Consider the following 18,933-nt stretch of genomic DNA (forward strand, 5'->3'; position numbering starts at 1 on the left):
CATGAGCATAACAACACCCATTAGCCAAGAAAACATTGTAGTAGGGGAAGTAGCAAACGGCTTACCCCTAACTATTCCGGTGTATCGCTTAAAAGGCGATGGCAGCGGGCCAAGCGTGTATATTCAAGCCAATATGCATGGCGCCGAGGTACAAGGTAACGCGGTTATTTTTCAGCTGCTAGAGCAGTTAAAACAGCTCAATTTAAAAGGCGACATTACCTTAGTACCTTATGCTAACCCTATAGGTTGTAATCAAAAATCAGGGGAATTTACCCTTGGCCGATTCGACCCTATTACTGGCACTAACTGGAACCGTATGTATCACTACAATAGTGATTTAGTTACCCAGTTTGCACACGAGCATAGCCAGTACGACGATGCAGCTTTAAAAAGTAATTTTAAAAAAGCCCTGCTTGATGAAATAGATGCCAAACTTAACGGCCCAGCTTACTTGCTCAATACCGGTAAACGCATTGCGCTTAACCTGCAAAAGCTTGCGCATCAAGCCGATATCGTGCTCGACTTACATACGGGGCCTATTTCAAGTAAGCATCTGTACTGTCCAACGTATGCCAGCGACAGCGCACGTTATTTTAATATTGAACACGTACTGCTAATTCCAAGCGACTTTGATGGCGCAATGGATGAAGCTAGCTTTTGCCCATGGTGGCATCTAAGTGATGCACTTAGTGCGCAAGGCAGGAACTTTAATGTACAGGTTGAGGCCTTTACAGTAGAGCTAGGCAGCCAAGAAAAAATAGATTTAGCAGCCGCCTTTGATGATGCAAACAGCATTTTAAGCTATTTGAACCATAAAAATGTATTGGTAGATGCAGCACATCAACCTAAGCAGATGACGCGTTATGCGTGCCATTTAGATGACTACTTTGCTTATTATGCGCCGATTGGCGGCATGGTTGAATATGTTGCCCCATTAGGCGCACACATAAAGGCAGGTGAGCCAATAGCCTATATATTACGCATGGAGCGCTATTTAACTGAGCAACCCCTACAAACATTAAGCCTTGATTGCGATGCAATTGCTATTTTGCATTTTGCCTCAGCAAGCGTAAACCAAGGCACTGAACTTTATAAGTTTTTTACTAACGTATTTGAGTTATAACGCACCGCGCTATAACTCCCCCTTCTCATTGCGTGAGAGTAAGTTAACTAACTTACAATATAAGCGGCTATATGCCGCTTTTTTTGATCTGTGATAACGGTGTAAACGTAAGGTAATCAAATAAGTGTAAATTCAGTGAAAGTTCACCGTTACAAATGTAAAAACACGTTATAATTTATAAATCTACCTTACTCTCAAAGGAATAAACAATGAGCTGGCGTTATTGGATTGCAGTTACGGCTTTACTAAGCACACCCTCTTTTGCCCAACAAGAGGTTAAAAAAAATGAACAAGACAACGACATAGAGCTAGTTAAGCAATGTATTTTAAATGAAGTAATTGGTGGCGATGGTAAGCAAACCTTAGACGAGCTGCGCACAAAATGCTCCGCCCTTGAAGAAAACAAACAACTTACCGCACTTGATAAACGTAAGGCTCGCGAAGAGGTAAGCAAAAAAAATCGTAACGTAATTACGCCGCATAAACGTAACTACATTTTACCTTTATCGTATGTCTCGCACCCTAACGATCGCCCCTTTGATGGCTTTGACGAGCTAACAGATGAAGAAAATGGCGAACCCCTTGATAACCTAGAGGCTAAATACCAGCTTTCTATTAAAGTGCCACTGTATGATGATTTTGCAGATGACGACCAAGCCATATTTTTTGGCTTTACCTTGCAGTCGTATTGGCAAATTTATAACTCAGAGATTTCTTCTCCGTTTCGTGAAACCAACTACGAACCAGAAATATTTTGGGTAAACTACCTAGACCAAGAAAACGTACTTTGGGGCGACGAAATGGCCATAGCGCTGGGTATTTCGCACCAATCTAATGGCCGCAGCCAGCCAAACTCTCGTTCATGGAACCGAATTTACGCCGATTTTATATGGGAAAAGAGCGGTTTTGTATTTAGCTTTAAACCTTGGTATCGCATTGCCGAGGATGAAAAAGACAATATATTAGAAGCCGATGGCGACGACAATCCAGATATTTACAAATACATGGGTTACTTTGAATTTGGCGGGGCGTATCGTTATCACGATCACGAGTTTAGCTTTATGACTCGTAACAATTTAAATTCAGATAACCGTGGTGCACTTCAACTAGATTGGTCATTCCCTCTTTGGGGTCGCTTGCGTGGCTACGCACAATATTTTAACGGTTACGGTGAAAGCCTAATTGATTATAACGCTGATGTAGAGCGTATTGGTGTAGGTATATTACTTACTGATTTACTATAATTTATTAATACACCATAAAAAAAGCCAAGCCCTTTTATAAAGTGCTTGGCTTTTTTATTAAAGCGTTACTCGTTATTTTTTAACGGCAAACACCCCTTCAAACTCTGCAACAACATCGCTGCCATCAAATATAGTAACAGGTACTACGTAACTTGCTTTGCCTGTTGTTTCCAGCTCACTGAGCTTACCTTTACAGGTTTGCACATCAACACAACCGCGTGGGTCGGTATTAAGTGGTTTTAAGTATTTTATAGTGGCATCGGCTAATACAATATTGCCCTCAAGCCCTTCCTCTTTAAGCGCTAAGTACGTTGCGCCCCAACCTGTTAAGGTTGCTAAGCTGTATATAGAGCCTGCAAACATGGTGTTGTGTAGGTTTAAGTTAGCGTCTAAATCAGCACGCGTTGTAAACTGCCAATCAGTGTAGCTTTCTACTTTTATACCCATTGCATCACTAATTGGGATTGATTCACGCCAAATATTTTGCAGTACTTGCGTCCAATCAGGGTGGCGAAACCAACCCGGCTCACTAGGCTTTTGCTTAATCATTTTGAAATGTTGTACATCGCCATACGCAAGGTGGGCTTTTTCTTTTAGCTCGTAGCCGTGGCGCTTATAAAACTCAAGCGCACGCTCGCGAGCAAATAACACTAATTCGCCTGCGTTTTGCGTCCATGCTATTTTTTCAAGCTCGTGTAATAAACGGCTACCAATATGCTGGTTACGGTTGCCTTCGGCTACGGCCATGTAACGTACTTGCGCTTGTTCATGGTTGTTAAAGTGTAAACGGGCCACACCAAGCACATCACCGTTGTTATTTTTAATAAAGCGATGCTCTGAGTCTTGTTCCATATCGTCTTGTTCAGAGCCACGAGGCTCATTCCAAGGCGCACGTAGTACTTCCCAACGTAATTGGTAGTACGCTTGCCAGTCTTCGCTGCTCTGCGGTGTAGTTACTTGAAACATATATACTCCTGTTGTTTTGCCGTAAATAAAAAATAAAGGCTACGGCATGTAATCCAACTGAATAACTCTTTAACCTGCACATTGGTTTTTACATTAGAAAATTAAAGATTAAGTTGGTTGGAATTATTATGGCAAATACCATACTCCATCTTTTAAACACTGCCAATACGACTTTGGTAAGCAAGCGAAAAAATAACTGTTTTACCCATCGCATCAGCTAGTTTATGCTGGGCCTTTAGAGATTGAACATGCACTGAGCGAAGGGTTCAGCCTAGGGGAAATTTAATCTTTGTTGCCTACATGGGTGTAAGCCAGTAGAGTAACGCAGGAGCAGTTACCTAGCCCACTAGGTTACAAATCTCGCGCCGCGATTAAATCGCCCCCTAGATTGAACAAACTTTAATCCTGAAAGGTCAACAGGCCCTTAATGTTATGAGCGATTTTATAAACCCTTTAACGGGTGTAGTGAGTAGCCACTTTATTAGTCACAGCCAAGATATTGGGCAACTAGTTTACTGGCATAAATATGCAGGCGATCACATACAGGTTCGCCAATCCGGGCAGCTTCGCTGGCTGCTAATTAACGATACATTGCAATCGGTGATAGAGCTTAACAATCCACAGCGTTTACTATTTCCACATTTAACCTATTTAGCTAAGCAGTGGCAAACCTTAGCACCGCCAAATCATGTGTTAGAACTTGGTCTTGGCGGTGGCGCTATACGTAATTACTTACAATACACTTACCCGCAGGCACACGTAACATCAGTTGAAAAAAATGCAGATATAATTGCCTGCTATACAGATTTTTTCGCTCTTAAAAACCAAAGTGATGTGCTGTGTGATGACGCGCAAAATGTACTTAGCAAGGCACATAACCATGACTGGATTATTCTTGATTTATTTAGCCAGATAGATGCACCACGATTTTTGTTTGAACGCGCTTTTTATCAAAAAATATACGTTGCGCTAAACGCAGGTGGCACGTTATTTATTAACTTTTTATCGCAACATGAGTCGCAGTTAATTCAGTTACAGCAATTACTATTTAATGTGTTTGGCGTAAAAGTAAGCCCGCATAAAATTGCGGGCTTTGTGAATCATATTATTATTGTTGCTAAAGCTGGTAATTAAACCGATAAGTTAAACGTAACAGGCCCATCGTTACACAAGCTCACTTGCATATCGGCGCCAAACTCTCCCGTTGCCACACTAATACCTTGCGCTTTAGCTTGAGTTACAAAATACTCGTAAAGCGCGTTAGCTTGGCTAGGTGTGGCTGCAGATGAAAAGCTTGGGCGCATGCCTTTTTTAGTATCAGCCGCTAATGTAAATTGCGACACCACGAGTAACTCACCGCCTATATCTTTTAGGCTTAAGTTCATTTTGTCGTTTTCATCGGTAAATATTCGGTAATTACTTACCTTATGCAACAGTTTGTCGGCGGCTTGCTCATCGTCTGGTTTTTCAACACCGAGTAACAATAAAATACCTTGGCCAATTTCACCTATAACTTGGTCGTTAACTTCTACTTTGGCACTTTTTACACGTTGTATTAAGCCCTGCATTTAACTGCGTTCCTCTGTTTTTAGCTCTTCATCAATGTCTATTTCTGGTGTTTGTGGTACATGATTAGGGCTTATACAGGCGGTAAATTCGGCCCCTAATAACACCACCACCCACGACAAATACACCCACACAAATAAAATAGGAATGGTCGCAACAGCGCCATAAATTACTTCGTACGATGGAAAGTGGCTAATATAAAGCGCAAAGCCTTTTTTAGTCAGCTCAAATAATACTGCCGCAAAAAGAGCCCCCGGTAGCGCAGCCCGAATAGATACAGGCGTGTTAGGCACTAAAGTGTATAACATTAAAAAGCCAATCATCGAAAAGCCATAAGGCACCAGCTTTAACAAAAAGCCACTAAACCCAGGAATGCCCTGATCGGCAAACGACACTAACGAAACAATATACGATGTAACACCAATACTTGCGCCCAGCAGTACGGGGCCTAAGCTCAATACCATCCAATAAACCGCAAAAGAGATCATCATGGGGCGTTTTTTCTTAATACGCCAAATACGATTAAGCGTGGCATCAACATTACGTATAAGCAGCAGTGCAATCGCCGCTAAAAAGCCAATACCCACCGCGGTCATTTGGTTCGCATTGCCAGCAAAGGAGCTTATATGCTCTTTAATCACATCAGATGAGGTAGGTACAAAGTTAGTAAACAAAAAGCTTTCTATGGCTATGCGGGTCGACTCAAACCCCGGGAAGGCCGAAAATATTGCCACGCCTACCGCTATCAAAGGCACTAAAGAAAGCAAAGTAACATAGGCAAGGTAGCCTGCATTCACTGTAATTTGATCGTCTATACAGCGGTTAACGTACTGCATCCACCAGCTTGGCTGTTGCCTTAAAAAGGAGATAGCTTGCTGTTTATAAAGGGAGAGCTTATCATTCATACAATTGACTTGTGCTAATCGAATTTTGATTATGATAGCAATCAGCACCATAATTTACAGCACTTACTGGTAAATAGGGATCCAAATGAAAAAACAAACATTACTTAGCGCCTCGGTACTGGCCATTACGCTTACTTTATCGGGCTGTCAGTCGGCTTATTATTCTGCAATGGAAAAAGTAGGTGTACATAAGCGCGACATTCTTATTGACCGCGTAGAAGAAACCAAAGATTCACAAGAAGAGTCGCAAGAAGAATTTCAATCAGCACTTGAGCGCCTAACAACTTTAATTAATTTTGATGGCGGCGAGTTACAAGATGCCTACAATCAACTTAATGACGATTATGAGTCGAGCTTAGCAGCCGCTAATGAAGTGTCGAGCAATATTAATAAAGTTGAAGATGTAGCAGAAGCTTTATTTGATGAATGGAGCGATGAGCTTGAGCAATACAAAAGCGCGTCGCTTAAGCGCGAAAGCAGTAAAAAGCTAGCGGCTACACAACGCCAATTTAGCCAGTTACTTCGCTCTATGCGCAGTGCAGAAAGCAAAATGGAACCAGTGCTATCGTCTTTACAAGATAACGTACTGTACCTAAAGCATAACTTAAACGCACAAGCGGTTGCCGCTATTAAAGGCGAATTCACTAATTTAAAGCGTGATATTCAAGTACTGATGAACGACATGAATAAATCAATTGCCGATTCAAACAAGTTTATAGAGCAAATGAATAGCGCTGGCTAATCAATTAAATCTGCCTAACAAAGCCTGCACATTGCAGGCTTTTTTGTTGTTACGTTTTGTTACCTTTGAACTATTTGTTAATCTTTTGATGTTGTTATACTTTTATGAAAATAATAATAGATAGCAACAATGAAACTAAAAACCACCAGCCTTGTATTTATTTGTGGATTGCTTAGCGCTTGCGAAACTACTAATCGCATTGAGGTGATTGCAGGGGAAAGCACGCTTACCCCGCAGCATCAAACAGGCGAGCGAAAAGGACGCTTTTATAACCTCTACCCTGGCAAAAAAACCTACCCCACCACCTGCGAAACCGGCTGCTACCCGCCAAGCCCTAAATTACAATGCAAACAAGACGCTGAAGATTGCCAATTTATTGCTGAGCAAAAGCCAATTAATTTAAATACGGGCTTTACCGTGCGCTGGTTAGGGCACGCTGGGTTTATGATCCGCACACCTAACGGACAACACGTGCTATTTGATCCTGTAAAAGAGCAGTTCGACTCACCTGTTGATTTAGCCTTTAGGTTAGCCTCAGGGTTTTACAGGCAACCCGGCGATTGGCTTACACAAAACGAGCTTAAAAACTTAAGTGCAGTGATGTACTCGCATATTCATTACGATCACTTTAATAAAGCCGATATAGAAGAGCTTGGTAATCAACCTCGCTACTTAACGCCATTAGGTATGGCCGACAACTTCCCTACTGGTGGCTATAACATTAGCGAAATGGCCTGGTATGCAAAAACACAGCTTGATGATTTAACGATTCATGCCCTACCAGCGCACCACTTTAGTAGCCGCGTATTGGTGCCCTTTATTTACGAAGATAACGATAAAGACCTATGGAATGGCTGGTTGCTTGAGCAAAACGGCAGTACCGTGTTTTTTGCAGGCGATACCGGCTACTCAAAACACTTTAAAGACATTCAGCAAAAGTATGGCGATATAGACATATGCCTACTGCCCATAGCCTCGTATTACAGTGAAGATAGCCCTACTTGGTATCGTTATGTACACACCACACCAGAGGATGCTGTAAATGCAGCTAGTGACCTTAACTGTAAAGTAATGATACCGTGGGGCTATGGTAACTCAAGCTGGAAAATGGGCGACCGGACAAGCCATTCAGCACTGTTAAGGTTGCTTTATATGCACAATAAAATGGCTTCAACCACACCTTTATATATTTTAAACGAAGGCGAAAGTATTTCACTGTAACTCATAGCTGAACTGTTTTAGGATGATTGTAATATCTAAATACATATTAACATTGAGAAATTAATGAAAAAACACGCATTAGCTTTAAGCTGTTTATTAAGCGCCCCAGTAATGGCCATTGATGTAGCGCACACATCGACCCCTATTACTATTGATGGCGTATCTGAAAGCGCATGGGATAAAGCAACGTGGCATAATATGCCGCATTTAATGGATGGCACCTTGCCCTCATCAGATGCCGACTTTAAAGGCCGCTACCGCCTGCTGTGGGATAAAAACTACCTGTATTTACAAGCTGATATAACTGACGATGTACTTATTGATACGCACCCAGACCCGACCGTAAAATATTGGGATGACGATGCGCTGGAAATTTTTATCGATAGCGACGCCTCAGGTGGTATTCACCAGTTTAACCATACCGCGTTGGCATACCATATTGGCCTTGATAACCAAGCCGCCGATTACGGCCCCGATAAAAAAGCCCATTTATACACCGACCACTTAACAAGTAACTGGAAGCGTAATACCCAAGCCCCTTATAACATCACCTGGGAAGTTGCTATAAAGCTCTACCCTAACGATTACCAAGAAGGCGCTGTAAACACGCCCATTACGCTTAATGAAAAACAAGTCATTGGTTTTATGCTCGCGTATTGCGATAACGATGGCAGCAAAGTACGCGAACACTTTATGGGTTCGCACGAAGTACAGCCAGTCAATGGCGACAGAAACCGTGGTTTTATAGACGCAGATGTATTTGGCAAAATCACCCTGCTACCAAAAAGTAAGTAACTACCAATAAAATAATTGAAAACGTTGGGTTGAGCGTAGCGAAACCCAACGAAAAAATACCCTACCAACAATGACAGATGCTTTGCATTATCGATTGATTAAGCTTTGACTCTTTTACTTCTCTTTGTGCAAATATTTTTTAAGTGAATTATTCACAAAGAGGATAAGAGGCGCTGCGCTTTTAGAGATAAATACATTGCTGCAGTTTCACTATAGAACGAACTATAAACACAGACGTATTTGGAAAAGCCGCTCTACTTCCAAAAAGTAACCACTAATAAATAGTTGAGACGTAGGTTGGATTGAGCGCAGCGAAACCCAACGAAAAAGCACCCTACCAACACGCACTACCACTATGCATTGTTGCAGATTTATATAGCCTACTGACTTTCAGCTTAAACCAGCCTATTTAGCTGCGCCGTTCTAAACTGACCGCTGATAACTTATAGCTGACAACTCTTGTTTTAACCCACAAAAAAGCCGCTGTATTTTGCAATACAGCGGCTTTTAAACCATTACTCTAAATTAATAGATTATGATTTTGGAGCACGACCCGCACGCTTACGCTCACTTTCAGTTAAGTGACGCTTACGAATACGAATGTTCTCAGGTGTTACTTCTACTAACTCGTCATCATCGATGAACTCAAGCGCTTGCTCAAGTGTGTAGTTCAATGGTGGCGTCAATGTTTGTGCTTCATCTGTACCAGATGCACGAACGTTAGTAAGTTGCTTACCTTTAAGTGCGTTAACTGTAAGGTCGTTATCGCGGCTATGAATACCGATAACCATACCTTCGTAAACTTCAACACCGTGACCGATGAATAATTTACCACGCTCTTGTAAGTTAAATAATGCGTTAGTAAGTGCTTTACCTGTAGCATTTGCAATCATTACGCCGTTCTTACGAACACCTAGCTCGCCACCTTTGTGCGGACCGTAGTGATCGAATGTATGGTAAAGTAAACCAGAACCTGAAGTTAACGTCATGAACTCAGTTTGGAAACCGATTAAGCCACGGCTTGGGATCATAAAGTCTAAACGCATACGGCCCTTACCATCTGGTGCCATATCAGTAAGTTCACCTTTACGAAGACCAATTTGCTCCATGATAGAACCTTGATGCTCTTCTTCACAGTCAATTGTTAGTGTTTCGTACGGTTCTTCTAATACGCCATCAACAGTACGCAAGATTACTTCTGGACGAGATACAGCTAGCTCATAACCTTCACGGCGCATGTTTTCAATTAAGATACCAAGGTGTAATTCACCACGGCCCGATACGCGGAAGCTATCTGGGTTGTCAGTATCTGCAACACGAAGTGCAACGTTATGTACTAATTCTTTGTCTAAACGCTCACGAATATTACGTGATGTTACAAACTTACCTTCTTTACCACAGAAAGGAGAGTTATTTACAGAGAACGTCATTGTTACTGTTGGCTCATCAACACTTAGTGGTGGTAATGCTTCAACGTTGTTAGGGCAACAAACAGTATCTGAAATCTTAAGCTCGCCAAGACCTGTTACCGTTACAATGTTACCAGCGTAAGCTTTATCTGTTTCGATACGCTCAAGACCTAGGTAGCTTTGTACTGAACCAATTTTGCCGTTACGCGTAGAGCCATCAGCACTAACAATCGTTACTTGCTGGTTAGGCACAACAGAACCACGTTTGATACGGCCGATACCGATTACACCTTTATAAGAGTTGTAATCAAGCTGAGAAATCTGCATTTGGAAGTCACCTTCAGGATCTGCATCCGGTGGTGATACTTCGTCAACGATCATTTGGAACATAGGTTCCATGTTGTCAGACGGCTCGTCTAAATCTAGTGTAGCCCAACCGTTGATTGCTGAAGCGTAGATTACTTTAAAGTCTAGCTGTTCGTCAGTTGCACCAAGGTTGTCGAATAAATCAAAGATTTGATCCATAACCCAATCAGGACGTGCACCTGGCTTGTCGATTTTGTTGATAACAACAATTGGCTTTAAGCCTTGCGCGAATGCTTTTTGCGTTACGAAACGCGTTTGCGGCATTGGACCTTCTTGAGCATCAACAAGTAATAATACTGAGTCAGCCATCGAAAGTACGCGTTCAACTTCACCACCAAAATCGGCGTGTCCCGGGGTATCTACGATATTGATATGGTAGTCTTTCCAAGAAATGGCTGTGTTTTTAGCCAAAATGGTAATACCACGTTCTTTCTCAATGTCGTTTGAGTCCATCACACGCTCTTCGTTACCGCCGCGTGTTTCTAATGTACCTGATTGCTCAAGTAGTTTGTCAACCAATGTCGTTTTACCGTGGTCAACGTGCGCGATAATCGCTATATTTCTTAACTGTTCGATGCTCATATTTTTACTCAGAGAAGTTTATTCTCATTGATCCTGCAAGATCTACGCACTCATCTGCGTTTTCACCAGATGTCCCAGCATAGGATTTAAAAGGGCGCATATTATCCCTCATTAATGACATGGATGAAAGTTTATCCAATACAATTTTAAAAACTTTCTTAATACTTTTACTAAGTATCTGTTTTTTATATGACAATTATATGAAATAAATTTCGACAAATTACATAAATTGTCGTTTTTTAGCTAATTTGTTGATTGCTTTGGCACTATTTACTATTTAAGTTAAGCTGATTTAGGTGATTAAAATACGTGCAGAATCGAGCGTGAAATTTTTGCACCAATGTGGATATTTTACGCACCATAAAAGTGCAAAGCGCGTGACCACTTTTGTGCAACCATAATTTTTAACTTAATAAACAGCAAGTTAAAATAATGGCATAAAATCGGCTTACTAAAAAACCAAAGCATTTAATGCAGCAATAATAAAACCCAACAGTTGGAGGACACATGTCACAATCGGTTTTAGATTTTATTAAAGAAAATGACGTTAAGTTCATTGATTTACGCTTTACTGATACTAGAGGTAAAGAACAACATGTTTCTATTCCTCATCACCAAGTAGATGAAGATTTTTTTGAAGACGGCAAAATGTTCGACGGCTCTTCAATTGCAGGTTGGAAAGGCATTAACGAATCAGACATGGTACTTATGCCAGTAGCTGATTCAGTAAAATTAGACCCATTCACAGAAGAAGCTACGCTAATCGTACGTTGTGATGTTGTAGAGCCATCTACACTACAAGGTTACGAGCGTGACCCTCGTTCAGTTGCTAAACGCGCTGAAGAGTACATGAAATCTACCGGTATCGCTGATACAGTTTTATTTGGCCCTGAGCCAGAATTCTTCCTATTTGATGATGTTAAATACAAGTCAGATATGTCAGGTTCTATGTACAAAATTGATGCTGTTGAAGCAGCATGGAACTCAGATAAAGACTACGAAGGTGGTAACACAGGTCATCGCCCAGGTGTTAAAGGTGGTTACTTCCCATGTTCACCAGTTGACTCTTCACAAGATTGGCGTTCAGCTACTTGTTTAGTACTTGAAGAACTAGGCCAAGTAGTAGAAGCACATCACCACGAAGTTGCAACAGCGGGTCAAAACGAAATCGCAACTCGCTTTAATACAATGGTATTAAAAGCTGATGAAATCCAAGAGATGAAATATGTTATTCATAACATGGCTCACCTTTACGGAAAAACGGCCACATTTATGCCTAAGCCTGTTGTAGGCGATAACGGCTCTGGTATGCACTGTCACCAATCTTTAGCAAAAGACGGTGTTAACCTTTTTGCTGGTGATAAGTACGGTGGTCTTTCTGAAGATGCACTTTACTACATTGGCGGTATTATTAAGCACGCTAAAGCAATCAATGCGTTTGCAAATGCCTCAACTAACTCGTACAAACGTTTAGTACCAGGTTTTGAAGCACCGGTAATGCTTGCATACTCTGCACGTAACCGTTCTGCATCAATCCGTATCCCAGTTGTACCATCTGAAAAAGGTCGTCGTATCGAAGTACGCTTCCCAGATCCAACTGCTAACCCATACCTTGCTTTCTCTGCAATGCTTATGGCTGGCCTTGACGGTATCAAAAACAAGATCCACCCTGGCGATGCTATGGACAAGGATTTATACGACCTACCAGCAGAAGAAGCAGCAGAAATTCCACAAGTTGCATCTTCACTAGATGAAGCGCTAGAAGCACTTAGTGCTGACCGTGAATTCTTAACACAAGGTGGCGTATTTACTGATGATTTAATCGATGCATACATTGCACTTAAATCTCAAGAAGTTGAAAAACTTAACATGACAACTCACCCAGTTGAGTTTGAAATGTACTACAGCGTTTAATACGCCGTAGACAAAATTATCGATAAGATAATAAATGTGTGTTCTCAAGCCCGCTTAGCGGGCTTTTTTTTATGGTAAATTAGGGTTATCTCCACTAAAGTTATGTAATTACAAAATATGCAGGGTAGCAATGTGAATTACAGGATATTATTACTATTTTTTGCTTTAGGATTAAGCATTTATAGTTATGCAGGCAATAAGAAAATTTATGCTTGGAAAGATAAAAATGGTGTTTTAGTGTTCTCAGATACACCACGTAGTGGCGCGCACGAAATAAAACTAAGCAGCCAAGATCTTACCCTGTCTGAGACCGATAAACACATCCCTGGTTCACCACAACCAACGCACCCTAACCGTTTTCAAATTATGATATCGTCGCCTACACATAACCAAACCGTACGCGAAAACACCGGCTCGGTGTACGTAACAAGCCGCATAACACCCCGTTTTGAAGCTGGCTTTACCATACAGCTATTTTTAAACGGTAACGCTTATGGGCCCGCAAGCGATTTATCAACGTTTGCCATACGGGATGTAGAAAACGGAGCTCATACTTTGTATCTCAAACTTTATAATAAACAAAATCAAGCCATTGCTATCAGTCAGCCCAGTACCTTTGTGATGCAAAGAAAGGCTGTAAACTAAGTACAATGTCTCATGAAGCAAAATTAGCGCAGCAGTATTTACTGATTAAAACTTGCTTGCAAATATTAACGCACTAAAGTGGTGCAAAGATGTCAAACGAACAAAATTTTAGCCCTGAACTTCTCAATGCCATTTGGCAAAATCAAACTACATCGGTCATGTTACTTGATAAAAATTTTACCCTTGTTTATGCCAACACCAGCACCAGCGAACTACTCGGCTTGGGTAAAAAGCGCATTATTGGGCAAACCTTTAACAGCTTATTTAATTACCATTCTGTGGATTTAGAGCGCATAGCCCAGTACTCACTTGTTGATGGTGTAGATTGCAGCCAGCACAGAGCTGACGTGGTCTTTATAGATTCTCGCCATGCAAAAATAGCTATTACATCGCGCCAAGTTAAGTTTAAAAACGAACGCTATATTTTACTTGAGTGTCGTAAAACCGATGAAGAAATAAAACACGACAAAGCCTCTAACCAAATGCATCAATATCAAGCTGCACGAAATTTAATTAGAGGGCTTGCCCACGAAATTAAAAATCCTTTAGGGGGAATACGCGGAGCGGCGCAGTTATTGCAGTATGAGGTAGATCAACAAGAAAGGGACGAATGCGCTGAGCTTATAATTGAGCAAGCCGACCGATTACGCGAATTAGTTGATAGGCTACTTGGGCCAAATCAGCTTCCGCAAAAGTCGTATGGCAATATTCATCAAACACTTGAGTCGGTTGTTAAATTAAGCACATTAGATAATTGTAAAAATATTAGTCTAGTTAAAGATTACGACCCAAGTATCCCTGATGTGTTTATTGACCAAGGCAAGGTTCAGCAAGTTGTACTTAATATTGTACGCAATGCTCAACAGGCGTTAGTTGATGGCGGTGAAATAAAAATAAAAACCCGCATTAATCATCAGTATCGCCGCCCCGGAAAAGCCCCTAAAAAAGCCTTGTTGATCCAGGTTTCTGATAATGGACCAGGCATAGACCCTAGCGTTCGCGAAACATTGTTTTACCCGATGATCACCAACAAAGAAGGTGGCTCAGGGCTAGGGCTTTCAATCGCACAAACGCTCATAGATCAGCACGACGGTTATATAGACTGCGATAGCTGGCCTGGCCATACTGAATTTAATATCTATCTGCCTTTTGCAGATTAATGTTTTGGAGTTGGCATGAAAACAGTTTGGCTTGTAGATGATGACGCATCAATTCGCTTTGTATTAGAAAAAGCGCTGACACGCGCAGGGTTTGAAGCAGAAAGCTTTGCAAATGCGCAAGACGTGTTAAGCGCGCTAAAATTTAGCCAACCAACCGTGTTGGTATCTGACGTACGGATGCCTGGCATGGACGGCATGGCATTGCTTGAACTCATAGCTGAGCAAAACCCTGGGCTGCCGGTTATTATAATGACCGCCCACTCAGATTTAGACTCAGCGGTTAACGCATTTCAAAAAGGCGCGTTTGAGTACTTAGCCAAGCCATTTGATTTAAACGAAGCCGTAGCATTAATCGAAAGTGCCTGTAGAGCAAACTCAACTAAAAAGACTAAGCGTAAACAAGTTCCACCTAAAAGCGCGCACATTATTGGCGAAGCCCCTGCGATGCAGGAAGTGTTTAGAGCGATAGGTAAACTGTCGGCTTCAAGTATGAGCGTACTAATTAATGGTGAGTCTGGCACAGGTAAAGAGCTTGTTGCCAGCGCTTTGCATAACCATAGCCCACGTAAAGAAAACCAGTTTATTGCATTAAACATGGCCGCTATTCCAAAAGAGCTTGTGGAGTCTGAGCTATTTGGCCACGAAAAAGGCGCATTTACTGGTGCCGATAGCGTTCGTAAAGGCCGCTTTGAACAAGCCAATGGCGGCACTCTGTTTTTAGATGAAATTGGCGATATGCCACTGGATGTGCAAACACGTTTATTACGTGTACTCGCCGATGGTGAATTTTACCGTGTGGGCGGGCACCAAAGTATTAAAGTTGATGTACGCATTATTGCTGCAACGCATCAAAATTTAGAAGATTTAGTAAAACAGGGTAAATTTAGGGACGATTTATTTCATCGTTTAAACGTTGTGCGCCTTCGTTTACCGGCTCTTAGAGAAAGAACAGAAGACATTGAGCGCCTAGCGCAGCACTTTTTACACAAAAGCGCAAAAGACCTGCAAGTAGAAAGTAAAGTGCTAAGCCCAAAAGCCACAGAGCAGCTTAGGCTATTTAGCTGGCCTGGTAATGTTCGCCAACTCGAAAACACCTGTCGCTGGTTGACCGTTATGGCCCCTGGTGAATTAGTAAGTGAGCAAGACCTACCACCAGAGATCATTGATGCAGCGCCTGTTCAACAAGAAGGTGATTGGCTTGATGCGTTCCAGCAATGGCTCAATCAAGAGCTTAAGCAAGGTAAAGAAAACATTTGGCCTGATATTCAAGCTCAGCTTGAAACTCGCCTTATAAAAACAGCACTGGCTAATTGCTCTGGCCATAAACAAGATGCAGCCATAAAAATTGGCTGGGGGCGCAACACGTTGACCCGCAAATTAAAAGAGCGCAATATTAACTAGTTTCTAACCGTTACTCGTTGGTCCTAGGATGAAATTAATAGAACACATTCCATTGTTTAAACAAATGGAAATAGTGAATAGATTGCACTTTTTTAAAGACTTCACCCTTGCTGAACGCCAAGTGCTACTAGAGTCGTTTGGGTTATTGTATTTAGTTAACCAGCATCAGTTTTTATTTAAACAATACGATAACGACAAACGCTTATACATTGTATTAAGTGGTGCTTTACTTGTTTTTAAACATAACCACTTGCTGGAGCTTGGCACTATAGAGCCCGGTGAGTTTATCGGTGAAGGTGCATTTATTAATAACCGCGAGCGCAGTACGAGCGCTCGCGCTAAAACCGACACCATAGTACTTGCCATTACCCCAGAGGCACTTACTCGCTTGCCTAATGTAATACGCGAAAAAATTAAAGATAGAATCATAGAAGGTATGAGCCTGCGCATTGCAAAGCTGAGTGAGCACATAGAAACCCACGGTTAACTCTATCCCTCAGTTCATATAAACAATTTGTAGTGAGCAATCAAGCCAGCTGGGGTGATTAACATGCGCCGTAAATGTATACGTATCGGATGGCTTAGCGCCAAAGGGCGTTGCTACAAGCGGCTGTGAGTGGCTATATGTTTGCGAGTAGGTTTTATAATAAATAACAACATAACCATATAAAAACTCCCAACCTAACCTTACAACAGCGCCACTGGGTAAGGTAAAGTCAGCGTGTTCATTTGAAAATCTAACCGCTAAGTCATTGTACTTGTCTTCGCTGCATTGGGTTGTTCTTAGCCGAGACGGCATAGTAAAAGCGTCTTTTCCATCAGTGCTCTTTAAATAAAAGCCTATATTGCCATCACCATAAAAATGATTTGATCGTGTCGTGTAGTTAATTTCGGGCTGATAACCTAGCTCTTGCATAATAATAGCTAACTGCTCAGTTTCTTTTGGGTAAATTTTATCGCTTGATAAGAGTAATGTAGCCTCACCAAAGTTAGATGGAATTGCCAGCGCTACGTATTCATAAGGAAGCGATTGTGCTTTTAGCGCAGCATCGAGCTGCTTGCGCTGCTCCTCTTGCAAGTTTTCACTAAAAACATAAACGGTAGGTTGTTGGCACGCAGTTAATAATAGCGCCCACATACAGATTAAAATGCCATTTTTCATAGCGTCCCTCCAATGATTACAAATGTAGTCTATTGGAGGTAGCTATCTATAGCAAATTAATACTCATGTGCTTAATTAAGTATTATTGTACGTTGGTATAATTTGTTTGGCTGTCTAACCAGGCATCTACACTTTGGCGCGTATATAAAACTTCGTTAAATAAGCGATGGCGTTCAAATTCCAGTTTTGATTTTTTAAGTGGATCGCCACTAATTAGCCGACTGTGCGTATCGTTAAACTTAGAAATAACCGAAAAGCCGCGTTCATCTTGCTCTTTTTGTGTTTTTACCGAGTTAGCTAAGTGAGCTCTTACATCATCTGCTGTCAGCATATCTGAATTATCTAAGCCCATTAGCTCTTTTTTCATTGCTAATCTTATGCCCATTTACTGCTCCAATTATATGCAGACCTAAACAATTAAAACGGTGAAATAATTACCATGTTTTAGGTACGATTTTTTATTTGCCAAAGCAATAGCAAATAGCACACCAAATTTTTGCTAGAGCATACGCATCAAATGCTGCAGTTTTTTTAAAGTTGAAAAAAGTTTTATATTTATCACTCTTTTTTATCCCACTCGGGCGAGCTTGCTAGGTGCAAAAAACAGTGCAAGCCTTTATACTTGCTGCTTATGCGCCACCAACAGAGATAACCATGTCAGAAGAATACATTGAAATTGAACTTGAAGAAGAACCTATAGAGCTTTGTAAATTACTAAAAGTACTCGATTTAGTAGAAGGTGGCGGCCAAGCTAAAAACCTAATAGCGCAAGGCTATGTTGGGGTTAACCATGAAATATGTACAATAAAACGGAAAAAATTATACAGTGGCGATGTACTTGAATTTGATGGCGAGCTTTTTCAACTCACTTTAAGTGAAGATGCGACTCCTGTAGAGCGCCCAGTGGCAACAACCCAGCCGCAGCCAGAAAAAACACCTAATGAAACAGCTCAAAAGCCGGCAAAAAATAAAAGAAAGCGCACTAAAAAGCCAAAGGTTGATGAAAATACAGGGCGCCGCCCTATCTCATTTGGCTAGCCCTTAGCGCTTTGTGCCGTTTTTATTATATGTATAGGCTAGCTTGAACAGTTAGCCTTTTTGCTCTTTAATTACCTCGTAAAATACAATAAAAACAAGGTAATAATATGACAACCTCAGCCACACCCAATTGGTTTAAACCCGCCCTGTGGGCAGCACTTATCTGGAATTTATTAGGTGTGTTTGCATTTATAATGCACCTTATGATGACCCCCGAGATGATAAGTAAACTTCCGCTAGATCAACAAGCTGCATATTCAAACGTGCCTTTGTGGTCTACCATTGCATTTGCTGTAGCGGTATTTGGTGGCACCCTTGGCTGCATACTACTATTGGCCAAAAATGCATTTGCAACGCCTACCTTTGCGTTATCGTTGGTAGCGATATTTATTCAGCAATTTTATAATTTCATTGTGATAAATAGCATTAAAATACTGGGGATAAGCGCGGTGTTTATGCCTATTTTAGTGATTGTTATTGCGTTTTTGCTTTTATATTTAAGCATAAAAAGCAAACAACAAGGTTGGTTGAACTAGCCTCCCCCCCTTTTGTAAACTCATTATTTGCTACTTGAAAAAACAATTTTAGGTAGCACTTCTATACTTATTACTGTCTAAAAAACATGCATTGCGCTACCTGCTTTTTAGCCTGATTTGTCATATTTATTATCTCTGGTATGCACTTTGCAAACTAT

At 41.3% G+C, this 18,933-nt stretch carries 19 protein-coding genes; 13 read left to right on the forward strand and 6 right to left on the reverse strand.

Annotated features, from left to right (window positions below):
• Position 1: 1 nt before the first annotated feature.
• Positions 2-1,123, forward strand: a complete 1,122-nt coding sequence (locus tag PSH41_RS14275; protein WP_248451544.1) for a succinylglutamate desuccinylase/aspartoacylase family protein — start codon at positions 2-4, stop codon at positions 1,121-1,123.
• 209 nt (positions 1,124-1,332) lie between these two features.
• Entirely contained in the window at positions 1,333-2,367 is a 1,035-nt protein-coding gene (locus tag PSH41_RS14280; RefSeq protein ID WP_004588421.1) for a phospholipase A, read from the forward strand.
• A 72-nt stretch (positions 2,368-2,439) separates the two neighbouring features.
• Here PSH41_RS14280 and PSH41_RS14285 read toward each other — a convergent pair whose 3' ends face one another.
• Positions 2,440-3,333 carry a bifunctional GNAT family N-acetyltransferase/hotdog fold thioesterase gene (locus PSH41_RS14285; protein WP_138578053.1) on the reverse strand — a complete coding sequence of 298 codons (894 nt, stop codon included), beginning with the start codon at positions 3,331-3,333 and terminating at the stop codon, positions 2,440-2,442.
• A gap of 432 nt (positions 3,334-3,765) precedes the next feature.
• On the opposite strand from PSH41_RS14285, the gene PSH41_RS14290 reads away from it, so the two are divergent.
• The gene (locus PSH41_RS14290; protein ID WP_273589396.1) at positions 3,766-4,467 is read left to right on the forward strand and encodes a spermidine synthase; all 702 of its coding nucleotides are present in this window, start codon (positions 3,766-3,768) and stop codon (positions 4,465-4,467) included.
• On the opposite strand, the gene dtd is transcribed toward PSH41_RS14290, so the two are convergent.
• Complete coding sequence (gene dtd, locus PSH41_RS14295; RefSeq protein ID WP_004588424.1) at positions 4,464-4,901, reverse strand: D-aminoacyl-tRNA deacylase; 438 nt, start codon at positions 4,899-4,901, stop codon at positions 4,464-4,466. The genes PSH41_RS14290 and dtd overlap by 4 nt on opposite strands.
• Positions 4,902-5,804, reverse strand: a complete 903-nt coding sequence (locus PSH41_RS14300) for a virulence factor BrkB family protein (protein WP_029773504.1) — start codon at positions 5,802-5,804, stop codon at positions 4,902-4,904. It lies immediately after the preceding gene.
• An 85-nt stretch (positions 5,805-5,889) separates the two neighbouring features.
• Here PSH41_RS14300 and PSH41_RS14305 point away from each other — a divergent pair, with 85 nt between their 5' ends.
• The 3 genes from PSH41_RS14305 (at position 5,890) to PSH41_RS14315 (ending at position 8,562) form a co-directional block, all read left to right on the forward strand.
• Entirely contained in the window at positions 5,890-6,546 is a 657-nt protein-coding gene (locus PSH41_RS14305) for a DUF2959 domain-containing protein (protein WP_004588426.1), read from the forward strand.
• Between the two features lie 129 nt (positions 6,547-6,675).
• Positions 6,676-7,767: an MBL fold metallo-hydrolase gene (locus tag PSH41_RS14310; RefSeq protein WP_273589397.1), complete on the forward strand. Its 1,092-nt coding sequence runs from the start codon at positions 6,676-6,678 to the stop codon at positions 7,765-7,767.
• Positions 7,768-7,830: 63 nt separating this feature from the next.
• Positions 7,831-8,562 carry a CBM9 family sugar-binding protein gene (locus PSH41_RS14315; RefSeq protein ID WP_273589398.1) on the forward strand — a complete coding sequence of 244 codons (732 nt, stop codon included), beginning with the start codon at positions 7,831-7,833 and terminating at the stop codon, positions 8,560-8,562.
• 533 nt (positions 8,563-9,095) lie between these two features.
• Here PSH41_RS14315 and typA read toward each other — a convergent pair.
• Complete coding sequence (gene typA, locus PSH41_RS14320; protein WP_004589455.1) at positions 9,096-10,919, reverse strand: translational GTPase TypA; 1,824 nt, start codon at positions 10,917-10,919, stop codon at positions 9,096-9,098.
• A 507-nt stretch (positions 10,920-11,426) separates the two neighbouring features.
• On the opposite strand from typA, the gene glnA reads away from it, so the two are divergent.
• The 5 genes from glnA (at position 11,427) to PSH41_RS14345 (ending at position 16,526) form a co-directional block, all read left to right on the forward strand.
• Positions 11,427-12,833, forward strand: a complete 1,407-nt coding sequence (gene glnA, locus PSH41_RS14325; RefSeq protein ID WP_024031998.1) for a glutamate--ammonia ligase — start codon at positions 11,427-11,429, stop codon at positions 12,831-12,833.
• Between the two features lie 132 nt (positions 12,834-12,965).
• Positions 12,966-13,478, forward strand: coding sequence for a DUF4124 domain-containing protein (locus PSH41_RS14330; protein WP_273589399.1), 513 nt, complete (start codon positions 12,966-12,968; stop codon positions 13,476-13,478).
• Positions 13,479-13,567: 89 nt separating this feature from the next.
• The gene (glnL, locus tag PSH41_RS14335) at positions 13,568-14,638 is read left to right on the forward strand and encodes a nitrogen regulation protein NR(II) (RefSeq protein WP_273589400.1); all 1,071 of its coding nucleotides are present in this window, start codon (positions 13,568-13,570) and stop codon (positions 14,636-14,638) included.
• Positions 14,639-14,653: 15 nt separating this feature from the next.
• A complete protein-coding gene (gene glnG, locus PSH41_RS14340; RefSeq protein ID WP_126005528.1) occupies positions 14,654-16,039 on the forward strand; it encodes a nitrogen regulation protein NR(I) in 1,386 nt (461 codons plus the stop codon).
• 28 nt (positions 16,040-16,067) lie between these two features.
• A complete protein-coding gene (locus PSH41_RS14345) occupies positions 16,068-16,526 on the forward strand; it encodes a cyclic nucleotide-binding domain-containing protein (RefSeq protein ID WP_004589450.1) in 459 nt (152 codons plus the stop codon).
• Positions 16,527-16,535: 9 nt separating this feature from the next.
• Here the strand turns inward: PSH41_RS14345 and PSH41_RS14350 are convergent, their stop codons facing one another.
• Both PSH41_RS14350 and PSH41_RS14355 read right to left on the reverse strand, forming a co-directional pair.
• The gene (locus tag PSH41_RS14350) at positions 16,536-17,201 is read right to left on the reverse strand and encodes a hypothetical protein (protein WP_273589401.1); all 666 of its coding nucleotides are present in this window, start codon (positions 17,199-17,201) and stop codon (positions 16,536-16,538) included.
• Between the two features lie 82 nt (positions 17,202-17,283).
• Complete coding sequence (locus PSH41_RS14355) at positions 17,284-17,586, reverse strand: hypothetical protein (protein WP_004589447.1); 303 nt, start codon at positions 17,584-17,586, stop codon at positions 17,284-17,286.
• Positions 17,587-17,855: 269 nt separating this feature from the next.
• Here PSH41_RS14355 and PSH41_RS14360 point away from each other — a divergent pair, with 269 nt between their 5' ends.
• Both PSH41_RS14360 and PSH41_RS14365 read left to right on the forward strand, forming a co-directional pair.
• Positions 17,856-18,239, forward strand: a complete 384-nt coding sequence (locus PSH41_RS14360; protein ID WP_024031994.1) for an RNA-binding S4 domain-containing protein — start codon at positions 17,856-17,858, stop codon at positions 18,237-18,239.
• 107 nt (positions 18,240-18,346) lie between these two features.
• Positions 18,347-18,775 (forward strand): hypothetical protein, encoded by a 429-nt coding sequence (locus tag PSH41_RS14365; protein ID WP_273589402.1) that lies wholly within the window; start codon positions 18,347-18,349, stop codon positions 18,773-18,775.
• Positions 18,776-18,933 lie beyond the last annotated feature (158 nt).

The organism is Pseudoalteromonas sp. CST2 (assembly GCF_028599385.1).
Taxonomy (GTDB): Bacteria; Pseudomonadota; Gammaproteobacteria; order Enterobacterales; family Alteromonadaceae; genus Pseudoalteromonas; species Pseudoalteromonas atlantica.

What these genes read in the sequence shown, in the direction of transcription:
- PSH41_RS14275 (WP_248451544.1), top strand. Translation starts at nt 2, where the DNA reads ATGAGCATAACAACACCCATTAGCCAAGAAAACATTGTAGTAGGGGAA.
- PSH41_RS14280 (WP_004588421.1), top strand. Translation starts at nt 1,333, where the DNA reads ATGAGCTGGCGTTATTGGATTGCAGTTACGGCTTTACTAAGCACACCC.
- PSH41_RS14285 (WP_138578053.1), bottom strand. Translation starts at nt 3,333, where the DNA reads ATGTTTCAAGTAACTACACCGCAGAGCAGCGAAGACTGGCAAGCGTAC.
- PSH41_RS14290 (WP_273589396.1), top strand. Translation starts at nt 3,766, where the DNA reads ATGAGCGATTTTATAAACCCTTTAACGGGTGTAGTGAGTAGCCACTTT.
- dtd (WP_004588424.1), bottom strand. Translation starts at nt 4,901, where the DNA reads ATGCAGGGCTTAATACAACGTGTAAAAAGTGCCAAAGTAGAAGTTAAC.
- PSH41_RS14300 (WP_029773504.1), bottom strand. Translation starts at nt 5,804, where the DNA reads ATGAATGATAAGCTCTCCCTTTATAAACAGCAAGCTATCTCCTTTTTA.
- PSH41_RS14305 (WP_004588426.1), top strand. Translation starts at nt 5,890, where the DNA reads ATGAAAAAACAAACATTACTTAGCGCCTCGGTACTGGCCATTACGCTT.
- PSH41_RS14310 (WP_273589397.1), top strand. Translation starts at nt 6,676, where the DNA reads ATGAAACTAAAAACCACCAGCCTTGTATTTATTTGTGGATTGCTTAGC.
- PSH41_RS14315 (WP_273589398.1), top strand. Translation starts at nt 7,831, where the DNA reads ATGAAAAAACACGCATTAGCTTTAAGCTGTTTATTAAGCGCCCCAGTA.
- typA (WP_004589455.1), bottom strand. Translation starts at nt 10,919, where the DNA reads ATGAGCATCGAACAGTTAAGAAATATAGCGATTATCGCGCACGTTGAC.
- glnA (WP_024031998.1), top strand. Translation starts at nt 11,427, where the DNA reads ATGTCACAATCGGTTTTAGATTTTATTAAAGAAAATGACGTTAAGTTC.
- glnL (WP_273589400.1), top strand. Translation starts at nt 13,568, where the DNA reads ATGTCAAACGAACAAAATTTTAGCCCTGAACTTCTCAATGCCATTTGG.
- glnG (WP_126005528.1), top strand. Translation starts at nt 14,654, where the DNA reads ATGAAAACAGTTTGGCTTGTAGATGATGACGCATCAATTCGCTTTGTA.
- PSH41_RS14345 (WP_004589450.1), top strand. Translation starts at nt 16,068, where the DNA reads ATGAAATTAATAGAACACATTCCATTGTTTAAACAAATGGAAATAGTG.
- PSH41_RS14350 (WP_273589401.1), bottom strand. Translation starts at nt 17,201, where the DNA reads ATGAAAAATGGCATTTTAATCTGTATGTGGGCGCTATTATTAACTGCG.
- PSH41_RS14355 (WP_004589447.1), bottom strand. Translation starts at nt 17,586, where the DNA reads ATGGGCATAAGATTAGCAATGAAAAAAGAGCTAATGGGCTTAGATAAT.
- PSH41_RS14360 (WP_024031994.1), top strand. Translation starts at nt 17,856, where the DNA reads ATGTCAGAAGAATACATTGAAATTGAACTTGAAGAAGAACCTATAGAG.
- PSH41_RS14365 (WP_273589402.1), top strand. Translation starts at nt 18,347, where the DNA reads ATGACAACCTCAGCCACACCCAATTGGTTTAAACCCGCCCTGTGGGCA.